The organism is Erwinia rhapontici (assembly GCF_020683125.1).
GTDB classification, from domain to species: domain Bacteria; phylum Pseudomonadota; class Gammaproteobacteria; order Enterobacterales; family Enterobacteriaceae; genus Erwinia; species Erwinia rhapontici.
In genome coordinates, this window is the sequence record NZ_CP085627.1 from 3,717,795 (window position 1) to 3,741,871 (window position 24,077).

20 protein-coding genes are annotated in these 24,077 nt (G+C 54.0%); 4 read left to right on the forward strand and 16 right to left on the reverse strand.

Translation table 11 applies throughout. The annotated features are described in order from the left end of the window. Window positions 1–186: 186 nt before the first annotated feature. Window positions 187–963, reverse strand: coding sequence for a DUF3750 domain-containing protein (locus tag LJN55_RS17225; protein ID WP_167864717.1), 777 nt, complete (start codon window positions 961–963; stop codon window positions 187–189). A gap of 139 nt (window positions 964–1,102) precedes the next feature. Between LJN55_RS17225 and LJN55_RS17230 the strand changes: the two genes are divergently transcribed. From LJN55_RS17230 to LJN55_RS17240, 3 genes are read left to right on the forward strand one after another with little or no spacing between them, the layout of a single operon-like run. Further along, the gene (locus LJN55_RS17230) at window positions 1,103–2,035 is read left to right on the forward strand and encodes a hypothetical protein (RefSeq protein ID WP_227534931.1); all 933 of its coding nucleotides are present in this window, start codon (window positions 1,103–1,105) and stop codon (window positions 2,033–2,035) included. Next, window positions 2,035–2,604 (forward strand): hypothetical protein, encoded by a 570-nt coding sequence (locus LJN55_RS17235; RefSeq protein WP_227534932.1) that lies wholly within the window; start codon window positions 2,035–2,037, stop codon window positions 2,602–2,604. The genes LJN55_RS17230 and LJN55_RS17235 overlap by 1 nt, the downstream gene beginning before the upstream one ends. A gap of 22 nt (window positions 2,605–2,626) precedes the next feature. Further along, a complete protein-coding gene (locus LJN55_RS17240) occupies window positions 2,627–3,253 on the forward strand; it encodes an SMI1/KNR4 family protein (protein WP_227534933.1) in 627 nt (208 codons plus the stop codon). A gap of 97 nt (window positions 3,254–3,350) precedes the next feature. On the opposite strand, the gene guaA is transcribed toward LJN55_RS17240, so the two are convergent. Next, window positions 3,351–4,931 carry a glutamine-hydrolyzing GMP synthase gene (gene guaA, locus LJN55_RS17245; RefSeq protein ID WP_227534934.1) on the reverse strand — a complete coding sequence of 527 codons (1,581 nt, stop codon included), beginning with the start codon at window positions 4,929–4,931 and terminating at the stop codon, window positions 3,351–3,353. Between the two features lie 84 nt (window positions 4,932–5,015). Further along, entirely contained in the window at window positions 5,016–6,482 is a 1,467-nt protein-coding gene (gene guaB / locus LJN55_RS17250; protein WP_133845876.1) for an IMP dehydrogenase, read from the reverse strand. A gap of 170 nt (window positions 6,483–6,652) precedes the next feature. Between guaB and xseA the strand changes: the two genes are divergently transcribed. Next, complete coding sequence (gene xseA, locus LJN55_RS17255) at window positions 6,653–8,026, forward strand: exodeoxyribonuclease VII large subunit (protein ID WP_159338042.1); 1,374 nt, start codon at window positions 6,653–6,655, stop codon at window positions 8,024–8,026. A gap of 113 nt (window positions 8,027–8,139) precedes the next feature. On the opposite strand, the gene LJN55_RS17260 is transcribed toward xseA, so the two are convergent. The 13 genes from LJN55_RS17260 to pbpC form a co-directional block, all read right to left on the reverse strand. Further along, entirely contained in the window at window positions 8,140–8,673 is a 534-nt protein-coding gene (locus LJN55_RS17260; protein WP_227534935.1) for a hypothetical protein, read from the reverse strand. Window positions 8,674–8,897: 224 nt separating this feature from the next. Further along, window positions 8,898–11,324, reverse strand: a complete 2,427-nt coding sequence (locus tag LJN55_RS17265; RefSeq protein WP_227534936.1) for a glucose/quinate/shikimate family membrane-bound PQQ-dependent dehydrogenase — start codon at window positions 11,322–11,324, stop codon at window positions 8,898–8,900. A 261-nt stretch (window positions 11,325–11,585) separates the two neighbouring features. After that, window positions 11,586–11,804: a zinc ribbon domain-containing protein gene (locus LJN55_RS17270; protein WP_227534937.1), complete on the reverse strand. Its 219-nt coding sequence runs from the start codon at window positions 11,802–11,804 to the stop codon at window positions 11,586–11,588. 65 nt (window positions 11,805–11,869) lie between these two features. Continuing rightward, on the reverse strand, window positions 11,870–13,369 hold the full coding sequence (der, locus tag LJN55_RS17275) for a ribosome biogenesis GTPase Der (protein WP_133845871.1): 1,500 nt from the start codon (window positions 13,367–13,369) through the stop codon (window positions 11,870–11,872). Window positions 13,370–13,588: 219 nt separating this feature from the next. Then, on the reverse strand, window positions 13,589–14,770 hold the full coding sequence (bamB, locus tag LJN55_RS17280; protein ID WP_133845870.1) for an outer membrane protein assembly factor BamB: 1,182 nt from the start codon (window positions 14,768–14,770) through the stop codon (window positions 13,589–13,591). A gap of 44 nt (window positions 14,771–14,814) precedes the next feature. Next, on the reverse strand, window positions 14,815–15,435 hold the full coding sequence (locus LJN55_RS17285) for a YfgM family protein (protein WP_227534938.1): 621 nt from the start codon (window positions 15,433–15,435) through the stop codon (window positions 14,815–14,817). Window positions 15,436–15,472: 37 nt separating this feature from the next. Continuing rightward, on the reverse strand, window positions 15,473–16,750 hold the full coding sequence (gene hisS / locus LJN55_RS17290; RefSeq protein WP_133845868.1) for a histidine--tRNA ligase: 1,278 nt from the start codon (window positions 16,748–16,750) through the stop codon (window positions 15,473–15,475). 64 nt (window positions 16,751–16,814) lie between these two features. Further along, complete coding sequence (ispG, locus tag LJN55_RS17295; RefSeq protein ID WP_133845867.1) at window positions 16,815–17,936, reverse strand: flavodoxin-dependent (E)-4-hydroxy-3-methylbut-2-enyl-diphosphate synthase; 1,122 nt, start codon at window positions 17,934–17,936, stop codon at window positions 16,815–16,817. A gap of 40 nt (window positions 17,937–17,976) precedes the next feature. Next, window positions 17,977–18,960 (reverse strand): cytoskeleton protein RodZ, encoded by a 984-nt coding sequence (gene rodZ / locus LJN55_RS17300; RefSeq protein ID WP_133845866.1) that lies wholly within the window; start codon window positions 18,958–18,960, stop codon window positions 17,977–17,979. After that, the gene (gene pilW / locus LJN55_RS17305; RefSeq protein ID WP_133845865.1) at window positions 18,950–19,681 is read right to left on the reverse strand and encodes a type IV pilus biogenesis/stability protein PilW; all 732 of its coding nucleotides are present in this window, start codon (window positions 19,679–19,681) and stop codon (window positions 18,950–18,952) included. Before pilW ends, rodZ begins: the two co-directional genes overlap by 11 nt. Before the next feature lie 87 nt (window positions 19,682–19,768). Next, window positions 19,769–20,938 carry a bifunctional tRNA (adenosine(37)-C2)-methyltransferase TrmG/ribosomal RNA large subunit methyltransferase RlmN gene (locus tag LJN55_RS17310; protein WP_227534939.1) on the reverse strand — a complete coding sequence of 390 codons (1,170 nt, stop codon included), beginning with the start codon at window positions 20,936–20,938 and terminating at the stop codon, window positions 19,769–19,771. A gap of 169 nt (window positions 20,939–21,107) precedes the next feature. Further along, a complete protein-coding gene (gene ndk / locus LJN55_RS17315) occupies window positions 21,108–21,539 on the reverse strand; it encodes a nucleoside-diphosphate kinase (protein ID WP_062744669.1) in 432 nt (143 codons plus the stop codon). Between the two features lie 219 nt (window positions 21,540–21,758). After that, window positions 21,759–24,074 carry a penicillin-binding protein 1C gene (pbpC, locus tag LJN55_RS17320; RefSeq protein ID WP_227534940.1) on the reverse strand — a complete coding sequence of 772 codons (2,316 nt, stop codon included), beginning with the start codon at window positions 24,072–24,074 and terminating at the stop codon, window positions 21,759–21,761. Window positions 24,075–24,077 lie beyond the last annotated feature (3 nt).

Here is a 24,077-nt window from a genome sequence, read left to right on the forward strand (position 1 = left end):
TGTCGGTTGTCAACTGACAACCTTAATGGAATGATGAGATAATGTCTCCGATAAAGGGAAAGTACCAGTGGTGTGGTAACTGACTGCGAAGCATGTCGGGAACTATTGCTTCGGGTTGCAGGCAGGGAAAAATATTTGCGTATCTGTTCGCAAATCGCGCCGTCTGCGAACAGGAAAATAACCGACTCAGATCCCCGAATTTTCTTTTTGCAAATTATCGTCACCCAGCCCGCCGATAAAAGGCAGGCGGAGCTGTAGCGGTGAGAAACCCAGTCCGAGGTTCAGCCCCAGTACGTTGATTTCAAACCCTTCTTCTGCGCCCAGTGTGACCGCTGCCACACCCAACACCGATACCTGTAATCCACGCCCGGAAGGCGGCAACCCGATCGGATTCAGCAGCGAACGATAATCTTTGCCAATCGCATTCGCGGGGAGATTCAGTTTCAATGCCGGGACTTCACGGCCAATATGGGCGAGAAAAGTGTTGCTGTTGGGCCCCGGCCAGGCGTGATAGGTTTGCGGCCAGGGATAAGAACCAATCGCCGCCACGATCCCAGGGATCATCGCTTCAGCTTCTGCTCCGCGATGATCCACCAGCAAGCGAGGACGCGAGCCATACCAGTACGCATCCGGAAGATTGCGGTTACGCCGCACTTTATCGTCGCTTCCCCAACTGATGACTTCATACCGGCTGTAGCGGGTTTCCCCTGCACGTTTAAAAATAATCCACGGATGCACTGCCACTGCCCCTTTCCAGCCGTAGGTGGGGGCCGCATAGACCTGCACAATCGCCATGTTGGCAAAACGCTGAGGATCGGGTGCCTGCCCGGAAGAATCACTCCGCGCCGTCGCCCAGCCCTGTGCACCCGCATCATTATGGCGCGTGGCCTGTGCCAGGCTTGCTCCCAGCGACAACAGCGTTATACAGAGCAAAATCAGGCTCAGGGCTTTCAGTGAGAACATAGCGGGGATTCCTGACAGGAGTGGGTTTATCAGCATACCTGATTGCCCGGGGTTGCACAGCGCCGGGGCGTATCATCCTGTCGGGGTTTACACACATTTTCACTGCGCTAAGATGATTGGCATTCACAGGGAGGACAGAATGAATATCACCGTATCTGACTGTGTGGCGTTTGCGGCATTGGTTGTCTCGATGGTCAGTATGCGTTATGCAAAGCAACAGAATCAGCATTCCCGGATAGCCGCGCATAATGATTACCGTTCCTATCTCTCTGAACAGCACGCCCCCTATCGTAAAGCGTTAAAACAGATCCGCGATCGCCACAAAGACGACATTTCGCAGCTCAGCAGGCTGGCAGGGGAAACGCTGACCAACGTCGTGCATCAGTTCGATCGCTTTGATCTCAAGAACCACACGCCGCGTTATTTACGCCATCTGCTACATGAAAGTTCCGAAATGGTTTTTTGGGCATTTCGCGGGCAGCTAGCCTGGCAAACCGCAGAAAATTTGACCTGGAGACTGGCAGCGTTTATTCACATTGAAGACCACCTGAACGCCGTGGACAGCCACTCAGGTGATGCCGATTTCAGAGCGGTTTCACAACAAAAATATCTGGCCGATCCCAACCTTCTTCTTGAAAGCGATCTGAAGAACGATATCTATTTTTGCCATCTGGTATCCGAACTGAAATCGCGCATCGACCCGGAACAAAATGCAGAGTTGTTATTAACCATGCAGCGCGAAATCGCCCCTTTCCGCGCTGAGCTGGAAAGGCTGCAACCTCAGTTTCAGGCAAGCGCAACGGTGCTGGATGACCTGATCGTAGAGGGCGTTACAGAGCACTTTTCACTGAAGGAGTCCGCGGAACTCTATCAGGCAATGAAAAAGAACAGGGCGATACTGAACACGTTAGGCCGACTTTATTTCCAGCCGATCAGTGAGAATTATGCCAGTAAATACTCAAATGCCGTTTCCCTGAGTATTCACACCTGCGCCATACTGCAGATGATCCAGGGCGTTTCAATGTGGGGCGTTGAGTTTAACAAGGGGAAAAATAACGGAGCAACTGATTGATGCGCTATGAATTCGTTGAAGTCCTTAACGACCTGATTGATTACTTTCTGATTGGCGACCTTCGTCTGCTGAAAAAGTACAAGGATGACCACGAACTGAGTGACGATCTGGCCTCAGAATTTGCCAGCAATGACAGCGGTGACAGGGCCGTTGAGGGCGGCATCGTCATCCCCTTAGCGGGCATTGAAAATTACCCGTACACGATTATTTTTAACCTTTCTAATGAGATGCCGGAACTACTCAAGCCGGAGAGCCGTTTACAGCATCGGCGCGGCGGCTACTTTCTGCGGATTGAAAATCAGCAGCTCCTGCTCTTCACATGGCGGATTCTGCATAACTTCACCGATGCCGATATCCAATCACTGCAGGAACGCTATCGCCAGCCAGGGCGACCACAGATCGCGCTTGAGAACGGCCTGTATGATGTTGAGATTTTCGGCGGTGAAGTGCTCAGAGGCGAGGACTACGAACCCGCTTTTGAGTTCGTTTTAAAGAAAACCGAACGCGCCGATATTACGTCTGAGGTCGATATCAACTATCGTTTCACCATCGACAGCAGCACTTATTAATCATCCTGAGGCAACGTCCGCTATGAATTCAGACACTCACCCGCCAGCTCCACCCAGCGACCTTCCCCCTCTGGCCTGGCCAGAATTTGCCGATGATAACGCCCGGCTGGACTGGTGGCGTGTCTGCGCACTGGCCTGGCTCGATCAGTGGGAAAACCCGTCGCCGCTGACGCCTGCCAAACCAGAAGATGTGGTCGCACTTGAACAGCGCCTGGGCTGCACCCTCCCTCCGTTACTGCGCACGTATCATGAGCAGATTGGCACGCTGGACCTGGCCGAAACGCTGTGTAGCGTGACACCTGCCAAATACGCCAGCATTGAACCACTGCATAACGCCTACCCCGGCATCAGTGACATTCTGGAAGATGCACCCGATGCCGACGCGCTTTGGGCGCTGGTCAGGCAACTGGTCGTCTTCGGTGACTATCTGGGCAACGGCAATATGTGGTGCTTTCATGTTGAGACCGGCGAGGTGTGGTATTTCGATCACGACAGCTCGCCGATGCTGACGCAAATCTTCAGCGACGTGGGCCAGTACCTCGACGTGCTGATGTTTATGTGCCTGCTGGCCGTTCACGGTGAGGAGGACAATGAGGAGCTGCTGCGTGAGCATCTGGGCGATGCTATCGTGGAGAAGTGGATGTATTGAAGTGAAGGAAAACGCTGCCGGAATCCAATAAAAAAGCCCGCGAATGCGGGCTTTGTTCATTCAGTTATCTGTTAGTGATAACGAGAGGGGAGAAAAATCATTCCCACTCAATCGTCGCCGGTGGTTTACCTGAAATATCGTAAACCACACGGGAAATCCCGTCGACTTCGTTGATGATGCGGTTGGATACGCGGCCGAGGAAATCATACGGCAGATGCGCCCAGTGTGCGGTCATAAAGTCGATGGTCTCGACAGCACGCAGGGAAACCACCCAGTCGTACTTACGGCCATCGCCCATCACGCCGACAGAACGAACGGGCAGGAAGACGGTAAAGGCCTGGCTGACTTTGTTGTACAGGTCGGCTTTATGCAGCTCTTCAATGAAGATCGCATCGGCACGACGCAGCAGGTCACAGTACTCTTTCTTCACTTCACCCAGTACGCGCACACCCAGGCCCGGGCCCGGGAACGGGTGACGGAACAGCATTGCGTGCGGCAGGCCCAGTTCCAGGCCGATTTTACGCACTTCGTCTTTAAACAGCTCACGCAGTGGTTCAACCAGGCCCATCTTCATTTCTTTCGGCAGACCACCCACGTTGTGGTGCGATTTGATCACGTGCGCTTTGCCAGTAGCAGAAGCGGCTGATTCAATCACATCAGGGTAGATAGTTCCCTGGGCCAGCCACTTCACGTCTTCCAGCTTCAGAGCTTGTTCATCGAAGACTTCAACGAAGACGCGGCCGATGATTTTACGCTTGGCTTCCGGCTCATCTGTGCCTGCCAGTGCGTCGAGGAAGCGTTTTTCGCCTTCCACATGAATGATGTTCAGACCGAAATGGTCACCAAACATCTCCATCACCTGCTCTGCTTCGTTCAGGCGCAGCAGGCCGTTGTCGACAAAGACGCAGGTCAGACGGTCACCAATCGCACGGTGCAGCAGCATTGCGGTCACAGAGGAGTCAACGCCGCCGGACAGGCCGAGAATCACTTTATCGTTGCCGACCTGCACACGCAGACGTTCAACGGCATCTTCAATGATTTTAGCCGGGGTCCACAGGGCTTTACACTGGCAGATATCCAGCACGAAACGCTCCAGCAGACGCAGACCCTGACGGGTGTGTGTCACTTCCGGGTGGAACTGTACGCCGTAGAAGCGCTTCTCTTCGTTGGCCATAATGGCAAACGGACAGGAGTCGGTGCTGGCAACGGTCACGAAGTCAGACGGGATCGCCGTCACTTTGTCGCCGTGGCTCATCCACACGTCCAGCAGCGGCTTACCGGCTGGGCTGATCGCATCTTCGATGTCACGGATCAGCGCGCTGTTGGTCTGTACTTCAACCTGAGCATAACCAAATTCACGCTCGCTGGAGCCTTCAACTTTGCCGCCCAGCTGCATCGCCATCGTCTGCATGCCGTAGCACACGCCCAGAACCGGAACGCCTGCGTTAAACACATAGTCAGGTGCGCGAGGGCTGTCGTTTTCAGTGGTGCTTTCAGGGCCGCCGGAGAGGATGATGCCGTTCGGGTTAAAACCACGAATCTGCTCTTCGGTCACGTCCCACGCCCACAGTTCACAGTAGACACCCAGTTCACGCACGCGGCGGGCAACCAGTTGCGTATACTGCGAACCGAAATCGAGGATCAGGATGCGATGTTTATGAATATTTTCCGTCGTCATTGGGCTATTCCAGGCGATGTAGTACAAATTCGGGATTACGAGTAAAACGCCCGGCAGTGAAGCCGGGCGTGCAGTACAGGGTTATCAGGAACCCATGCGGTAGTTCGGCGACTCTTTGGTGATGGTCACGTCATGAACGTGGCTTTCCTGAATACCCGCACCGCTGATACGCACAAATTCAGCCTTGGTGCGCAGGTCGTCGATGGTAGCACAGCCGGTCAGGCCCATACAGGAGCGCAGGCCACCCATTTGCTGGTGTACGATCGCTTTCAGGTAGCCTTTGTAGGCTACGCGGCCTTCGATACCTTCCGGCACCAGTTTGTCAGCGGCATTGTCGGTCTGGAAGTAACGGTCAGACGAACCTTTCGACATCGCGCCCAGGGAGCCCATACCGCGATAGGATTTGAATGAACGGCCCTGGTAGAGTTCGATTTCGCCCGGAGATTCATCGGTCCCGGCCAGCATGGAACCGACCATCACGGCAGCAGCGCCCGCGGCAATCGCTTTGGCGATATCACCGGAGAAGCGGATACCGCCATCGGCGATAACCGGGATCCCGGTGCCTTCCAGCGCTTCTACCGCGTCAGAAACAGCGGTAATCTGCGGCACACCTACGCCCGTTACGATACGGGTGGTACAAATTGAGCCAGGGCCGATACCGACTTTCACCGCGCTCACGCCTGCTTCAGCCAGCGCCAGTGCACCAGCGCCTGTCGCGACGTTACCGCCCACGATTTGCAGGTCAGGGTATTTTGCACGGGTATCACGGATACGTTGCAGTACGCCTTCAGAATGGCCGTGTGAGGAGTCGATCAGCAGCACGTCAACACCGGCCGCGACCAGCGCATCCACACGCTCTTCGTTACCGGCACCGGCACCCACAGCAGCGCCTACGCGCAGGCGGCCGTGCTCGTCTTTACAGGCGTTAGGTTTACGTTCGGCTTTCTGGAAGTCTTTTACGGTGATCATGCCCAGCAGGTGGAAGCTGTCATCCACAACCAGCGCTTTCTCAACGCGTTTTTCGTGCATTTTATGCAGCACAACTTCACGCGCTTCGCCTTCTTTCACCGTCACGAGACGTTCTTTCGGCGTCATCACGGCAGAAACAGGCAGGCTCAAATCCGTCACGAAGCGGACGTCACGGCCGGTGATGATCCCCACCAGTTCGTTTTCGCCGTTCACCACCGGGTAACCGGCAAAGCCGTTACGTTCGGTCAGAATTTTTACTTCGCTCAGGGCAGTGGTGGGCAACACGGTCTGCGGGTCAGTAACCACGCCACTTTCGTGTTTCTTCACTTTGCGCACTTCTTCAGCCTGGCGCTCAATGGACATGTTTTTGTGAATAAAGCCCAGACCACCTTCCTGTGCCAGTGCAATAGCCAGACCCGCTTCGGTCACGGTATCCATAGCAGCGGACAACATAGGAATGTTTAAACGGATGGTTTTGGTAAGTTGGGTGCTGAGGTCAGCCGTGTTTGGCAGTACAGTTGAATGTGCAGGAACGAGCAAAACGTCGTCAAATGTCAGGGCTTCTTTAGCGATTCTTAGCATGGCAATATCTCAACCTCAGGGTGAATGAGAACTTGTAAAATATTGCCGCGGCATTATACAGGGCGTAATCGATTGCCTCCAGCATTATTTACGAAAAACTCTTGATCCCCTGACTGAGCCATGTAGTATCGGTTAATTAACCCTCTGATTTAAAGTTTGATCTTCATCACATGTCGCTACCTCCAACCGCCAATATTTTTACCGTCAGCCGTCTCAATACGACAGTGCGCAAGCTACTGGAGATGGAAATGGGCCAGGTCTGGTTGAGCGCGGAGATCTCAAATTTCTCCCAGCCCTCTTCCGGTCACTGGTACTTCACGTTGAAGGATGATGGCGCCCAGGTTCGCTGTGCGATGTTCCGCAACAGCAACCGCCGTGTCACCTTCCGTCCGCAAAATGGCCAGCAGGTTTTGGTGCGCGCCACCATTACGCTGTATGAGCCACGCGGCGACTACCAGTTGATTGCCGAAAGTATGCAACCCGCCGGAGATGGCCTGTTGCAGCAACAGTTCGAGCAACTGAAGCAGCGGCTGATGTCAGAAGGACTGTTTGAGCAGAGCCATAAACAGGCACTGCCGGACCCGGCACGCCAGGTTGGGGTGATCACCTCTGCCAGCGGTGCCGCGCTACACGACGTGCTACGCGTGCTACAGCGACGCGACCCGTCACTGCCCGTGGTTATCTACCCGACCCAGGTACAGGGCGCAGAAGCGCCCTCAGGCATCGTACGGGCCATTGAGCTGGCCAATGCGCGCAATGAGTGCGATGTATTGATTGTGGGACGCGGCGGCGGCTCGCTGGAAGACCTCTGGAGTTTTAACGATGAGCGTGTGGCGCGGGCAATTTATGCCAGCCGCATTCCGATTGTCAGCGCCGTCGGGCATGAAACCGATGTGACCATCGCCGACTTTGTGGCCGACCTGCGCGCGCCCACGCCTTCTGCGGCAGCGGAGCTGGTCAGTCGTAATCAGATCGAACTGCTGCGCCAGCTCCAGTCACAACAGCAGCGGCTGGAAATGGCGATGGATTATTACCTCGCGCAGCAGCAGCGGACTTTCACCCGCATTCAACATCGTCTGCAACAACAGCATCCGCAGCTGCGTCTGGCACGCCAGCAGACGGCGCTGATGAAGCTACAGCGCCGACTGGATGATGCCATGCAGCTCAGGCTTCGCCAGGCAGTACGCCAGCAGGAGCGCGTGGGGCAGCGTCTGAGTGCCATTCGCCCGGAAATGCGCGTCCAGCGCGCCGGACAGCAGCTCCAGCAGTGGCATCACCGCCTGCAACAGGCCATGCAGCAGCAGCTCAACGCCAATAAACAGCGCTTCGGCAATCTTGCGGCCCAGTTGGAAGGGGTCAGCCCGCTGGCCACGCTGGCACGTGGTTTCAGTGTCACCACAGCGGCAGACGGCCAGGTCGTGAAAAAGACGCAACAGCTACACCCTGGTGACGTGCTGAAAACCCGCCTGGATGACGGTTGGGTGGAGAGTGAAGTCACCGCCATTACGCCGGTGAAGAAAGCACGTAAACGCAACGCGTCCTGAATGACGCTTCAATTCAGGGATAATAAACGCAGCGAGTCTTTGTCACGCAAATGAGTCTGGCGGTTGTTGAGGCCGTCTGACTCTTTTCTCCGGCGAATGTCTGGTGCGGCTCGTTATTCAGAAATCAGCTGTTCGATGTCCGCTAATACCTGTTGTTGATCCATTGGCTGCCGGTCATGTATGCCCATGTCAAAAGCTTGCAGGCTTGCCTCCAGTTTTTGCAGTAAGACTTCATCATCCCGCACACAGAAAATATAGGCATTTTCAAATGGCAGCAGGGTGATTAACCTTAATGCGTGCGGCTTTAAATAAAAATTAATATGCTCGAACCACGGCACGAAATAGGCTATCTCATAGGGATCAATACTGGCTGTTGACCAATCTATTTTCTCGATAGCTGAAAAAATAAAGTCCGCGGGTGCTTCAGGCATAGATAAATCAGACAGCGTTTTTAATGCGGGAATATCACCGGTGTATTCTTTCCATTCCTCATAGACCATGAGGTTTTGCGCGCTAAGGTGCTTATACAGCCACTCTAAGAGCGTAAACTGCTCATCATTAAGTGGTTTTTCGCTCTGTAATGGCGCGGTATCCAATGCTGGAATGCACTGTTTCAGTGTTATTATCAGGTTTTCTATCTTTTCCATTAATCTCTCCTTTTATTCATTATCAGAGGGGATAAACGTTATGACTCAATTATAACAGCGCGCTTAGTGTTTCCCGCCCTGGCTCAAAAGACCCGATAATTGCATGATTTTACCCCCTCATCCAGGACGGATAGTGTTAACTCCACAAAGTGACCGACAAAAAAAGCCCCTTCAGCGATGAAGGGGCTTTTTTGACATCAGGTTAGCGAGTGAGTCGCTGCGCCTTATTTGTCCAGTGCGTAAGCGATCACATAGTCACCACGATCGGGGGACTGACGCGCACCGCCCGCAGAGATGATGATGTACTGCTTACCGGTTTTCGGTGATTTGTAGCTCATCGGGCCACCCTGGCTGCCCACTGGCAGACGGGCTTTCCATACTTCTTTACCGGTTGAGGTATCGAATGCACGCAGGTAGTAATCCTGCGTTCCTGCGATAAACACCAGGCCGCCCTGTGTTGCCAGCGTACCGCCCAGTGTCGGCATACCTACTGGCATCGGTGCATGCATTTTCACGCCTAGCGGACCGGTGTCCTGCACGGTGCCAACCGGAACCTGCCATACCACTTTCTGTGTTTTCAGGTCGATAGCCGAAAGCGTACCAAATGGTGGCTTCTGGCAAGGGATACCCATTGGCGACATAAAGCGGTTTTTGTTCACGGCATACGGCGTGCCTTTCAGCGGAACGGCCCCCATACCAGTGTTAACCGCTTCACCGCCATCGCTGGCTTTCGCATCGGCTTTCACCGGCACCATCTGCACCCACAGGCCCAGACGCATGTCATTGGCGAAGATGTAGTGGTTATTCGGATCGGTCGACAGGCTGCCCCAATTCATGCCACCCAGCGATCCCGGGAAGCTAAGAGAGAGGTCAGTCCCCGGTACAGTGTACAGGCCATCGTAACGCATGGATTTGAAACCAATACGGCAAGCCAGCTGATCAAATGGCGTCGCGCCCCACATGTCAGACTCTTTCAGCGTACCCGCACCAATCTCCGGCATACCTACGGATTTCGGCTGCGTTGGGGTGTACTGCTCGTTCGGGATGTTACCTGGTTTAATCGGCACTTCCTTCACTTCCGTCAGAGGCTGCCCCGTCAGACGGTCCAGCACAAAGATCTGGCCCGCTTTCGTACCAAACACCACCGCTGGCTTCGTGCTGCCATCTTTCTGTGGGAAGTCGATCAGGCTTGGTTGCATCGGAATATCGAAGTCCCACAGATCGTTATGCACGGTCTGATAAACCCACTTCTCTTTACCGGTGGTCGCATCCAGTGCCAGAATCGAAGCACCGTATTTATGATCCAGCGCGTTACGGTTCGCCCCCCACAGATCTACAGAAGAGCTTCCCATCGGCAGGAACACGGTGTTCATGCCCGCGTCATAGGACATCGGTGCCCAGGAGTTCGGCGTGCTGCGAACGAAGGTTTTACCCTCTTCCAGTTTCGCATTGGGATCCTGGTTGCCCGGGTCAAAGGCCCAACGCATTTCACCGGTGATCACATCAAAGCCGCGCAGTACGCCGCCAGGCATATCAGTCTGCACGTTATCCGCCACACGGCCACCGACGACAACAGTCGTACCGGCCAGAGTTGGCGCTGAGGTTAACTGATATTTCGGATCGCTGGCATCGCCCAGGCCGGCTTTCAGGTCAACAAAACCTTTGTCACCGAAGTTCTGGCACATTTCACCATTGTCGGCGTTGATCGCGACCAGACGCGCATCGATGGTGTTCATCAGAATACGGCGCTGACAGGTATCGCCCGCAGCCAGCGTCACAGGTGTGACAGGCGTTGAGTCAGGAACGGTAGGCTGTTCCAGCGGTTTGCTGACATCGAAATAGGCCAGGCCACGGCAGCGGTTCCAGACCTGAGACTGTGCGTTAATCTCGGTTTTCCAGAGCTGCTTACCGGTATCAGCATCCAGAGCAATCACGTTGTTATGCGGAGTACAGAGGAATACGCGATCACCAATCTGCAATGGCGTTTGCTGATCTTCAGCGCCGCTGCCGGTCGGGCTTTCCGGGATATCACCGGTGTGGTAGGTCCAGACAGGTTTCAGATCTTTCACGTTATCGCGGGTGATCTGGTCCAGAGCCACAAAGCGGCTACCGCCTGCGGTGTTACCGTAGTTATCCCAGTTTTTCTGCTCCGTTGACTTATCAACGGGCACCAGCGGCAACTCCTGACCATTTGCGACGGTCGGATGCGGCTGGAACATGCCATAAAGGGTTGCCAGCAGGCCAACCACGGTCACCACGCCAAGGCCATAAGCCCCTTTCGCGCAGGCAGGTTTGCCTTCATGTTTGCGCAGAGACGGCCAGGTGATCAACGCCAGCAGCAGCATACCTGCCAGGAACATCAGGCGGGAAACCAGCGGCCAGAAGTCGATACCGGCATCCAACACAGCCCAGATGGCGGAACCAATAAACACCAGAGCAAAAATCACCACTGCGGAAGCCCTGCGACGGAAGAACTGGATGGCGGACAGCACGGTGACAATACCGGCAATCACGAAATACCAGCTCCCACCGAGTGAAACTAATTTTCCCCCACCAATGACAAAGTAAAGGCCTGTTGCCAGTAAAATTAATCCCAGCAAGAAACACCACAGGCCCAGCCATTTAGATGACCCGGCATTTATTTGAGGCATAGCAGAAATACTCCTGGAGAAAATAAGGCAGCTTTTTATGAATACCTTATTTTTATTAACATGTTACACGGAAGCGATCCCGTCCTGCTTTCACCGCTGATGCTCTGACCTCACGGCTGACGTGGCTGAGCACCGGTAGCAAGCGGCAGGATTGTACCACCAGGTTCATAATCTGATAAACAGAAAATTAACAACCCGTCTATCTTCGATAACTATAGACGGGAAATCGCACAAAATGATTATCGTGATTATGTCCAGGGTTTATGGATTATCAACGGGGAGTAATAGCAGGCGTTTTTTGGATATCAAGCCGTGCCCATGTTCACAGAAGTAGTCCACTGCGCCACAGGCTTTCAGGATAGTCAGAGGAAGATGGCAATCAGGGCAACAGGCATCGAAATGACGCTCACAGTGCGGGCAGAAAACACCGTTATCAGTGGTCGTGAGGGATTGCTGGCAATGCGGGCAAAGTCTGTCCATCGGGTTTCTCCATCGTCTTTGCTTTTCAGCATAAAACAAAGGGGGCCATCAGGCCCCCTTGTGGATCAACGTTTGTTCTTTTTCAGATGGCTCATCAAGCGCTGGCGCTTACGCTGCTGATTTGGCGTCAGCAGGTTACGTTTACCTTCATAAGGGTTCTCACCCTCTTTGAACTGAATACGGATTGGCGTACCCATGATTTCCAGTGAACGACGGAAGTAGTTCATCAGATAACGTTTGTAGGAGTCCGGCAGGTCTTTCACCTGGTTTCCGTGGATGACCACAATCGGTGGGTTATATCCCCCGGCGTGGGCATATTTCAGCTTCACGCGGCGGCTACGCACCAGCGGCGGCTGATGGTCATCGGCAGCCATGTTCATAATACGCGTCAACATGGAGGTGTTAACACGACGTGTTGAACAGTCGTAAGCTTCGGTCACCGATTCAAACAGGTTACCCACACCACTGCCGTGCAGAGCAGAGATAAAGTGAATACGGGCGAAGTCGATAAAGCCCAGACGGTAGTCCAGTTGCTCTTTCACTTCATCACGGATTTCCTGTGACAGGCCATCCCACTTGTTGACCACAATCACCAGTGAGCGCCCACTATTGAGGATAAAGCCCAGCAGTGAGAGGTCCTGATCGGAAATACCTTCGTGCGCATCAATGACCAGCAGAACAACGTTGGCATCTTCAATCGCTTTCAGGGTTTTGATCACCGAGAACTTTTCAACGGTTTCAGTGATTTTTCCGCGCTTACGCACCCCGGCCGTATCGATCAGGACATATTCACGCCCGTCACGCTCCATCGGGATATAAATACTGTCACGCGTGGTACCCGGCATGTCGTAAACCACCACGCGCTCTTCACCGAGAATACGGTTAGTGAGCGTTGACTTACCTACGTTCGGACGACCGACAATCGCCAGCTTGATCGGCAGATCCAGCGGGTTGAAATCATCTTCTTCGTCTTCCGGCATTTCGCCGTTGGCTTTGGCTTCTTTTGCCGCAAACTCCGCCCAGTAGGCTTCGTTTTCTTCTTCTTCCGTCAGCTCACGTTCTGGCGCAACAACATCCATCCATGGCAGCAATACCAGTTCCAGCAGGCTGGTGACACCACGCCCGTGGGAAGCAGCAATCGGATGGATTTCGCCCAGACCGAGTGACCAGAAATCGACCACGGCAGAGTCGGCATCCAGGCCATCGGTTTTGTTGGCAACGATAAAGGTTGGCTTATCGCGCGAACGCAGGTGCTTGGCAATAGCGGTGTCAGCAGGCATCAGCCCGGCACGCGCATCGACCATAAACAGCACAACATCGGCTTCTTCAATCGCCAACAGCGACTGTTCCGCCATGCGTGTTTCCACGCCCTCTTCGTTGCCGTCGATACCACCGGTATCGATACAAATAAACTCACGCCCTTCTATTTCGGCGCGACCATATTTGCGATCTCGAGTCAGCCCTGGAAAATCCGCCACCAGCGCATCTCGTGTACGCGTTAAACGGTTAAACAGGGTGGATTTTCCCACATTGGGACGCCCGACAAGCGCGACCACAGGTACCATAGTGAAGCCTCATAACTAAAAAATAAGCGCCTGGCTGCGATATTATTCGCTGTTCCGGCAGATAAACTGCCGCTGTACTCAGGCCGATGGCGCCTAGAATAACACGCCTTGGATAAAACAAAACGGCCCCTGAACAATCAGGAGCCGCTTACCCTTCAACTTTCAGCCCGCTGCAGTCGCGGCAGGCTGAATTCTGTGGGGCACAGACTTGCTGAGGAATTAACGCGTAATCGCGTAAACCTCACCGTCTTTAGACTGAATAAGCAGCTTGTCGCTGGCAACAACCGGTTCGGTCTGGAAACCGGAGCTGTCCAGTTTCTGTTGAGCAACAAAACGGCCATCGTCAGTATTGATCCAGTGCAGATAACCTTCGCTGTCACCGACGACCAGATAGCCATTATACAGAACGGGTGATGTCAGGTTACGGTGCAGCAGATCGCTCTGGCGCCACAGGCTCACGCCACCGTCGGTATTCAGTGCAATCACACGGTCATCCTGGTCTACCAGGAAGATGCGGCCACCGTCGACGATCATGTCGTGAACGGAACCGATTTCGCGTTTCCACAGAATCTGGCCTGAACGCAGGTCCAGCGCGGTCAGATTACCGTTATAGGCTAAGGCATACACGACACCGTTAACGATAACCGGCGTTGTGTCTACGTCGGCCAGGCGATCGATTTCCGTCGCACCACTTGGCTGGGAGATACGCTGCTGCCAGATAATCTGGCCCTGGTTCATAATCACCGCGCTGACGCGGCCGTTATCACCACCAACAATGGCAGCACCAAAGGCCGTCGCAGGTGCAGACTCACCGCGCAGACTCAGGGCTGGCACGTCGAGGTTAACGGTCCACTTGATGTTACCGCTGGTCTGATCCAGACCTTGCAGCATGCCGTTGCTGGTATGAACCAGCACCAGGCCATCGCTGACAACCGGACGGGACAACACTTCACCGGCCGCTTTAGTCTGCCAGGCGATAGAGCCATCGCTGGTGTTCAGCGCATAAACCTGACCACGCTCACTACCGACATAGACATGACCCGCATCAACGGTCAGGCCACCGGAGAGCAGCGCGGGAATATTGCTGGATAACCAACCGGTTTTTTCTGCCAGGTCGACTTTCCACTGTTCTTTGCCATCGCCTGAGTTCAGCGCTTTGACCACACCGTGGCGGTCAGCGGCATAGACGGTATTCTCAGACCAGGCCGGGTGCAGGTTGGAGTAGAAATCACCTACGCCATTGCCCACTGAGGTGCTCCAGACTTTTTCTGGTTCGAACTGATTCTGCACTGTCGGCAACGGTGACATTTTGACAACATCTTCTTCACCGCTGAACCATGAACATCCGCTGAGCAAGGTGACTGACATCAGTCCCGGCAGAAGTAACTTACGCAATTCCATGAAATCCCTCTTGTGCCTGTAAGGCCAAATGTACAAGGAGCTATTTAGCCCGGCAGATTATTCACTTTCATTTGCAGCATCTCTTTCAGCGTCGAAGACGCATCAGAAGCGATTCCTTTGCTCCACGCATCGCGTGCGCCTTTGACATCGCCTTTGCTGAGTAACGCTTCACCGCGTACATCAGCCACGATAGCTGCCCAGCCGTCACCTTTAACGCCTTCCAGTGTTTTCAACACGGCGTCAGGCTGCTTCTGCTGTAACTGGATGCGTGCAAGGCGCAGGTTCAGAACCGACTGCAAGTTAGCATCTTTGGTGCTCTTGAGGCCGCTCTGCAACTGGTCTACCGCTTTATCCAACTGATTGTTGTCAATATAGCGTTTTGCCAAATCCAGAGAAGCCAGTGCACCGTAGGTATTGCTGTTTTCGCTGGCAAATTTAGCTACTGCGTCAAGCGAAGCGGGTTTCGTGGCGTCCAGCGCCGACGTCACCTGCTGATAAGACGCGGACACTTCACGCGATCCGCTGTCCTGATGATTACTCCAGTAACGCCAGCCCAGTAATGCGCCGACGCCCAGAACAACGCCAACCACTAACGCTTTGCCATTCTGAGCAAAGAAGTTCTTCAGCGCATCTACCTGTTCGTTCTCGTTGCTATACACTTCCACGCAATCCTACTCCTTTAAATCGTGCCGCCGCAGAGGCTTAACGCTGTAACATCGATGCCAGCGTAGCTGCCGCAGCACTTTGTGCCAGCGTTTGTTGCTCGCCGTTACGCAAATCTTTAATCACCAGTTGGCCATTGGCCACTTCATCTTCACCGAGTACCAGTGCAATGCGGGCGCCCCACTTGTCTGCACGGGCAAACTGCTTCTTGAAGTTACCGCCACCAAAGTTAGTCATTAGCTTCAGTTCCGGCAGCGCGTCACGCAGCTGTTCTGCCAGCAGCATCGCCGCGCTCTGTACGCCCTGACCCGAAGCGATAACATAGACATCAACAATACGCGTCGGTTCAAATTCTGGATTAACCGCCTGCACCAGCAGGACCAGACGTTCCAGGCCCATCGCAAAACCGACCGCCGGGGTTGCACGTCCACCCAACTGTTCAACCAGGCCATCATAACGTCCACCGGCACAGACGGTGCCCTGTGAACCGAGGCTGCTGGTCACCCATTCAAACACGGTCCGGTTGTAATAGTCGAGGCCACGCACCAGACGCTGGTTGACGGTATAAGCAATACCGGCTGCATCGAGCAGGCTGCACAGCCCGGCGAAATGCTCGCGGGATTCGTCATCCAAATAATCACCGAGCGTTGGTGCATCATTCAGCAGTGCCTGAACATCCGGGTTTTTGCTATCCAGCACGCGCAGCGGGTTAGTATACATGCGGCGTTTGCAGTCTTCATCCAGCACGTCAATATGCTGTTCGAGGAAGGCCACCAGCGCATCACGGTAATTGGCACGGGCTTCCAGTGAACCAATGGAGTTCAGCTCCAGGCTGACATGCTCAGAGATACCCAGTGCTTTCCACCAGCGGGCCGTCATCATGATCAGTTCCGCATCAATGTCCGGGCCTTGCAGACCAAACACTTCAGCACCAATCTGATGGAACTGACGATAACGCCCTTTTTGTGGACGCTCATAGCGGAACATCGGGCCGATATACCACAGACGCTGTTCCTGATTGTACAGCAGACCGTGTTCAATGCCCGCGCGTACACAACCCGCGGTACCTTCAGGACGCAGCGTCAGGCTTTCACCGTTGCGGTCATCAAAGGTGTACATCTCTTTTTCAACCACATCGGTCACTTCACCGATAGCGCGTTTGAATAACGGGGTCTGCTCTACAATCGGCAGGCGAATTTCGCTGAATCCATAGCTGCCCAGCACCTGCTTGAGGATCTGTTCGATACGCTGCCATACCACGGTATCAGCAGGTAAATAGTCGTTCATGCCGCGAATGGCCTGGATATTCTTCGCCACTAGTTTTCTCTCATCAATTTGATTCAGCAAGGGGCGACCGAAATAAAAGGCCGCCCCTTGCAGTTTATTTTTCGACCTGCTGGACATCAATCCGGCGCGATGCGTCCAGTATGGTGGCTTTCGCACGAATACGGGCTTCCAACTGATCGATCATATTGTCGTTATCCAGACGCTCGCGCAGACGCACGCCATCTTCGTAGAAACCGCTTTTCTTGCTGCCGCCAGTGACGCCCATCGTGGAAACGGTGGCTTCACCCGGGCCGTTCACCACACAGCCGATAATCGAAATATCCATCGGTGTGATGATATCTTCCAGCCGCTCTTCTAACGCATTCACCGTGCCGATCACGTCAAATTCCTGACGTGAACAGGTTGGACAGGCGATAAAGTTGATACCGCGCGCGCGAATACGCAGCGACTTAAGGATATCGAAGCCGACTTTTACTTCTTCAATCGGGTCGGCCGCCAGCGAGATACGCAACGTATCGCCGATGCCTTCCGACAGTAGCAACCCCAGGCCAATGGCCGATTTGACGGCACCCGCACGTGCACCACCCGCTTCGGTGATGCCCAAATGCAGCGGCTGGTCGATCTGCTTCGCCAGAAGTCGATAGGACTCAACGGCCAGGAACACGTCGGAGGCTTTCACACTGACTTTGAACATATCAAAGTTGAGGCGATCGAGGATGTCCACATGACGCATCGCGGATTCCAGCAGCGCCTGCGGAGTGGGCTCACCGTACTTTTCCTGCAAATCTTTTTCCAGCGATCCGCCGTTAACACCAATGCGGATGGGAATATTGTAATGACGCGCGCAATCCACCACAGAGCGAATACGCTCTTCATTACCAATGTTGCCGGGGTTGATGCGCAGACAGTCCACGCCATATTCGGCAACTTTAAGGGCAATACGGTAGTCAAAATGGATATCAGCGACCAGCGGGACATTTACCTGCTGTTTGATAAGACGGAAAGCTTCTGCGGCATCCATCGTTGGTACGGACACACGCACGATATCGACACCAACGCGCTCCAGAGCTTTGATCTGAGCGACCGTAGCGGCAACGTCGGTAGTGCGGGTATTGGTCATGGACTGGACGGCAATAGGTGCACCGTCACCCACGGGCACCTTGCCGACGTAAATGCGCTTTGATTTGCGACGGGTAATGGGTGCTTCGTTATGCATATTCTTTCTCCACAATCACTCGCGACCAGAGGAAGATGCGTTATTGCGCACCGATAGTCAGGCGAGCAACCTGGTTAGTACGGATGAAACGACTCAGATCGACAGGTTTACCCTGATATTCGATCTGTACTGCGGCCGGCGCACCAATCTTCAAACGATAGGGGGCGGTGCCGGCAAGGCTGAGTTTACCACCACTACGCTGAATACCGCTGAACAGTTTCTTGCCTGCTGCATCGGTTACTTCCAGCCAGCAATCGCTGGAAAAAGTCATCACTACGGCGTTTGGGTCAACAGCAGGCTGGCTGACGCCGGCGCTGCTGGTAGGCAGTTGCCCACTGACACCGGCCTCAGCCGGTGCCTGACTTGGTGAAACCACAGCAGGCTGAGAATTATCAGCCTGAGTATTTGCCGCAGGTACCTGCGCCGTGGCAGCTGGAGTGCTGCCCGTGTTCGCAGAATCTGCTGCTGGTGTGGTATCCAGTGGAATGGCCGTTTGCCCACTGCTATCAGTGGCGCTGTTGGCATTACTGTCGGTCAAAGGGATCGACTGACTGTTATCCCCTTCGGACGACGCGTTTTGATCGGCCATTGAAACCAGATCATCCTGAGCGGCTTTGTGATTCTGCCACCACCAGGCTCCCGTCAATCCCACCACCACAAACAACACCAGCCAGGTGAAAATCATCAACCAGCCGTCGCGTTTTTTGCGGCGTTTACCGAGGGAAAAACTTTGCATCGGTTCAACTTTCGCGGCTCTGACCGGGGCCTGCTTGGCCATCATCGGTAGCAGCTCTTCTTCCGGCACGCGAACCAAACGCGCGTAAGAACGGATATAGCCACGCAAAAAGGTCGATGCCAGGTCGGCAGGCGACTTGTCCTCTTCAATATCACGAACAGTGGAAAGTTTCAGGCAGAGGCGTTCAGCAACATTCTGCTGAGTCAGGCCCATGAGTTCACGGGCACCACGCAGGCGCTCGCCTGTTGAATTTACGTTAGGTTTGTCTTGAGTGGCTTCAGTATTCATTAGCTAAGAAATGCTGGTACTGTATCGATTGTGGAAAAATTCGCGCAAGTTGAGCCCCATAATAATGAACTTCATCGGGCTGATTGACCTGCGCGGCGAAGCGAATCTCTAACCACAGGCTTTCTGCCGAAACAGGAAAGTTGTGTTGATAAACATCTAACAGGAGCCGTGAATCTGCACGACTCCCCTTTCCAAATCGCCTTTCGGCTTCTGCCAGCATTAGCATTCCTTTGGTCGGATCGATTTTCACCGCATCCTTCAGCGCTTCTCGCGCTTTTTCATGCTGGCCGGCATTCAAAAAACAATAGCCGGAATTTTCAACACTGTCGGCACGAAGCCCATTTGCTGAATCATCCATTGCCCTGCTGAACAGCCGTTGTGCCGCATCATACTGCCCTAATCCGCAGAGAAACGCACCGTAATTATTAAGCACATAGCTGTTTTGCGCTGCTAATTTCAGGGCGTGACGATAATGTTGCTGCGCCATGCTGTTGTTGCCTGTCTGCTGCTGGTAGCGAGCCATCGCCAGTTGGGTACGGTAATCGCCTGGTGCAATGGCGATTGCACGCTGCAAATTCCTGCGTGCAGCATCATTGTTACCGCGCGCCAACCAGGCCATTCCCAACTGAATCCGTGTTTCAACCAGTGCATCTGGCTGTGGCGAAGTCTGACATCCCGCCAGCAACATTATCAGCACAAAGGCGATTATCCCTGCCCGCATCCCTGTCTCTCCCTGTTTTTATCAGCCACTTATCGTACGCCAATATTGCCAGGTTCAATACGGAATTAGGCAGGAAAACACCGGGTTTCAGATCGCCTTCACAGAGATGGCTTCTCCAGCCAATTTCTTTTTCAACGTGCGCTTAGTACGGTCAATAACATCACCTGCCAACTGACCACACGCAGCATCAATATCATCACCACGGGTTTTACGCACAATAGTAGTAAAACCGTAATCCATCAACACTTTAGAGAAGCGATCGATGCGACTGTTCGAACTGCGACCATAAGGTGCTGCCGGGAAGGGGTTCCACGGGATCAGGTTAATTTTGCACGGCGTATCTTTTAACAACGCGGCCAATTCATGGGCGTTATCGGTGCTGTCATTGATGTGATCGAGCATCACGTACTCGATGGTCACGCGCCCCTGATTAGCATTAGACTTGCCGATATAACGGCTGACTGACGCCAGGAACGTCGCAATATTGTACTTTTTGTTGATCGGCACAATTTCGTCACGAATTGTGTCATTCGGTGCATGGAGCGAGATCGCCAGCGCCACATCGATCATATCGCCCAGCTTATCCAGCGCGGGAACCACACCCGACGTGGACAGCGTTACGCGGCGTTTTGACAGGCCAAAGCCAAAATCATCCAGCATGATTTCCATTGCCGGAACCACATTGGTCAGGTTGAGCAATGGCTCCCCCATTCCCATCATCACCACGTTGGTGATCGGGCGCTGGCCGGTGACTTTGGCTGCACCGATGATTTTGGCCGCGCGCCATACCTGGCCAATAATTTCGGATACACGCAGGTTACGATTAAAACCCTGCTGTGCCGTTGAACAGAATTTGCATTCCAGCGCACAGCCCACCTGGGAAGAGACACACAGCGTGGCGCGATCTTTTTCTGGAATGTAGACGGTTTCTACCTGCTGTCCACCCACCTGAATAGCCCATTTGATGGTGCCATCGGCTGAGCGTTGTTCTTCCGCCACTTCTGGTGCGCGTATTTCAGCGACCTCTTTCAGTCGGTTACGGAAAACCTTGTTGATGTCGGTCATCTCGTCGAAATCATCACAGCAGTAGTGATAGATCCATTTCATCACCTGGTCGGCGCGAAACGGCTTTTCACCCATGCTGGCAAAAAACTCACGCATCTGCTGGCGATTCAGATCGAGCAGGTTGATTTTGTCTTTTTTAGGGGTGGCAATTGCAGGAGATTCGGACGACGGCGTCACAATAAGTTCTGACATAATATTCTCTGGCCTCGTTGTTACACGTTATGGCTCTGGGTTTGGAGTGAATAAAATAGAAGCGCCCCTGAACAGAATGTCAGGGGCGCATTATTGTACTCATGACTTCGTAAGGGTTAAAGCAGCAAACACACTTTTTTTGTAAACCCTTTTCTGTCAGGCAGCCGAATTAACGGGTGCGTGGGCAGATTTCGCCTTCGCCGAAGAAGTAAGCGATTTCACGGGCAGCAGATTCAGCAGAATCAGAACCGTGGGTCGCGTTCTCGGTGAAGCTGTCTGCGTAGTCAGCACGCAGCGTACCCGCCAGTGCGTTCGCCGGGTTAGTTGCCCCCATCAGGTCACGGTGACGCTGTACGGCATTTTCGCCTTCCAGTACGGAAACCACAACCGGACCAGAGGTCATGAATTCAACCAGGCCATCAAAGAAAGGTTTACCCTGGTGTTCAGCGTAGAAACCTTCAGCCTGCTCTTTGCTCAGGTGCAGCATTTTGCTGCCAACGATTTTGAAGCCAGCGCTTTCAAAACGGTTGAAGATGGCACCGATAACATTCTTTGCCACAGCGTTTGGTTTTACGATGGAAAATGTACGCTCAATAGTCATTGTTGACCCCTGTATTATCTTTCGAGTTTAGCCGCGAAAACGGTTCCCGGCCGGGAAAATGGCCGCAGATTATAGGGGGCATCGCGAGAGATGCCTATCGGAGATTCAATAATTTAATGAAAAACCCGATCCTCATCGCGACATTTTTTCCCCACCTGCGGCTATTTTACGCAGCCCGTGGATTGATGACCAGAAAAGCGCCTGGGGATCCGTCTGAAATTAGTTGATCAACGCCACATTAATCAGACGACTGTCGGCACGGCCACGGTCGTCTACCGCACGAATACGATATTTTCCCGGGCGGGAGGGCCGCCAGTCGAGGGGCGTTTTACTGGCACTGCTACCAAGATAAACATCATCAACAAACCAGTAAACAGTGGCACTGTCCGCATCGGTCACCGCGCTGAAACTGATATTGTCCCGCCCTTTCTGCGACTGACGCAGCTGGTAAGTGGTGTTCTTCAACGGCGACGTTATGCGTGGTGCATCTCCTCCCACTGCGCCCTGCTGGCAGGTAACCGCTGGCGGCTGGCGCTTGGGCAACCCGGCTTGCATAAAGACGTTGGCAAGATCGGAAGGCCAGAACTCAAACACTTCAATATGGCTGGTCTCTGTATCCCAGGGGGCACAGACGGGTTGCCCACTCTGATTATCAATACGTAAGGGGCGGTAAACCGTATCCACTTTAATCGGGGATTTACCCGGAATAAACCAGCTTTTGCCGCGCTGCTGGCACCATTGCGTGGGCAGATCGCCACTCGGCAGGCAGATTTCCACACGTTTCAGATGCACCGGGAAGCGATGCTTAGGCTCACTCAGTCCCGGATAGCTGGCAATCACACTGTCGATAATATTGAAAAACAACGGTGCGGCAGCCTCAACGCCGACAAACGCGTTATTGCCCTGCCCGTTAAAGTTCCCCTGCCACACCACCAGCACATAAGGACCAAAAATACCGACGCTCCATGCGTCGCGAAAGCCCCAGGAGGTGCCGGTTTTCCAGTAAACAGGAAGCGATGACGGGCGCTGCGCTAATGTATCGCCAGGGCGGCGGTGCTGACGCAGAATATCCAGCGTCATAAAACTGGCCTCTTCACTCAGCAGGCGAAATGCCGGCGACTGAGGGTCCTGCTGACGCAGCCGCAGCGCGCGAACTTCGCCCCGGTTAGCCAGCATCGCATAGAGTTTCGCCAGTTCCTGGGCAGTCACCTCTCCCCCCCCCAGCACCAGCGACAGTCCATAATGTTTTTCGCTGGCAAGATTACTGATACCCGCCAACTGTAAAAACTGATAGAAACCCGGCTGGCGCAGCCGTGAAGCAATGGTCACCGCCGGAATATTTCGGCTGAAATTGAGGGCGTCGGTCGCAGTCACCGGCCCGAGGAAGCGGCGGTCAAAGTTCTCGGGCGCATAGCTGCCGAAGGAGTAAGGCACATCTTTCAGAACGGTCATCGGATGCAGCACGCCCTGCTCCATCCCCAGTGCATAAATAAAGGGCTTCAACGCGGAACCCGGGGAACGTTTAGCGTTTGTGCCATTCACCTGCCCCTGAATCTGGCGGTTGTAATAGTCGGCCGAGCCGACCATAGCACGTACTCCCATATCGCGGCTGTCCACCATCAGTACGGCGGTATTATGAATCCCCCGGCTCTGATTACGACGAATAAACGCGTTGACCTGTCTTTCAACCAGCCGTTGCAGACTGGCATCCAGCGTGGTGTCCACACGGGGTTGACGCTCTCCGATTTGCAACTGTTCAATGAAGTGCGGTGCGATAAAAGGTAAATCCTGCGGCTGACGCAGGGCTAACGGCAGCTGGAACAGCGCTTGCTGGCTGTGGTCGGTGGAATAATGCTGCTGCCAGCGCAGGAACAAGCGGTTGCGCGCCTGCATCAGCGGCGGGCTGACTTCATCACTGCGAGGATTAATACGCAAACTGGGTGACTGAGGCAGTACCGCCAGCGTCAACGCCTCTGCCAGCGTCAACTGTGCAGGGGGTTTGGCAAAGTATATCAGGCTGGCTGCACCAATACTTTCGATGTTACGCCCATACGGAGCGTAATTCAGATAGGCTTCCAGGATATCGTGTTTGGAGTAACTGAGTTCAAGCTGAAGGGCGCGCAACACCTGAACTATCTTGCCTTTTGGCGATCGGGTATTCAGTTGCCACACCATGCGCGCCAGTTGCATGGTGATGGTCGATCCGCCCTGCTTATTGCCGCCCAGCACATAGCTGCGCCAGAAGCCCCGCGCCAGGCTTAGCGGGTTTACGCCGGGGTTGTACCAGAACCAGCGATCTTCATGCAGCAACAGTCCGTCCACCGCCAACGGCGAAATCGCCTCCAGAGGCGTCCACTGACGATAGCGATCGTCGCTGGCCAGCGACAGCCTTAGCAATGTGCCATGACGGTCATACCATGCCGTGGACAGCGGGACACCTTGTGATAACGGCGGATGTGGCCACAAACGAAAGCCTGCCACCAGCAGCGCCAGTAATCCCAGCGCCATTGCCAGATTTTGCAACAGACGTTTCATGTG